The 796-nt window shown below is 42.2% G+C and carries 2 protein-coding genes; both read right to left on the reverse strand.

Going from position 1 to position 796, the window contains the following annotated elements:
- On the reverse strand, positions 1 to 230 hold a 230-nt coding region (locus ACFIJR_RS09335; protein ID WP_026500695.1), incomplete at its 3' end, for a hypothetical protein.
- A 9-nt stretch (positions 231 to 239) separates the two neighbouring features.
- The coding region (locus ACFIJR_RS09340) for a phage tail protein (protein WP_375654074.1) at positions 240 to 796 on the reverse strand (557 nt) is incomplete at its 5' end.

A 796-nucleotide genomic window follows, 5' to 3' on the forward strand; every position in this document is an offset into this window, starting at 1 on the left:
AGTACTTCGTCTAATGAACACTCTTTCAAATCTTCAAACTCTTCTCTTAAAGCCTCTAAGCGCTTCTCTAAATCTTTCAGTGAACCATCAAGCTCCGTTTTCAAAGCGGCTTTCAGTAAATCAAAAACGCCATTAAGCGGCGCATGAACAAATCCTCCCCCCGAATACAAAACGACCCGTACTTGAGACGGGTCGCTAATCTCTGATATCGCAAACGGTTTTAATGACATTTCAACTCCTCATGTCTTGATCCCATAAATTACACTCACATTAACGGGGCGCGTTTCAACACCACCAACCCTCTCTGCCATGAGGTGATGTTCATGATGCTCTCTGTCATTCAGACCTTCTGTTATAGGCGTTGAATAATATAAAAAATTAGCAAACGGGCTCCTGATAAACCAAGGTAAACGAGGCGGTTTATCTTTTTCTGTAAACCAAAATGGAACCTCTGAAATGCCCACTATTCGGTCAAATTCTTCATGACATTTTTTTAAGCTATCCCCACTCAAACCTACACACTCTTCGTCTATAGCTCTCTTGCGCCTTTGCAAGTGAGCTTCAGAAGAAGAAACATCTCGTTTTTTTCGAGAAGAAAGACCTTCTGATGACGCTGGACCTATAAAATGTTCGTGCGCTTTTAAAGAACAGGGTTGTATACTTGCAAAAGAACGCCAAGGATCTAAATTGCGTTCATTATCAAGTCCCCGTAAAAATAGCCCCCGAAAATCGGGAACATTAAACGTCGTGGCGCCATCCCCTTCTCCCCACGTCGTTCCTATGACACAAAATAAAT

The sequence above is a fragment of the Bartonella sp. OD88NMGDW genome, from assembly GCF_042193775.1.
In the GTDB taxonomy this organism is placed as follows: Bacteria; Pseudomonadota; Alphaproteobacteria; order Rhizobiales; family Rhizobiaceae; genus Bartonella; species Bartonella grahamii.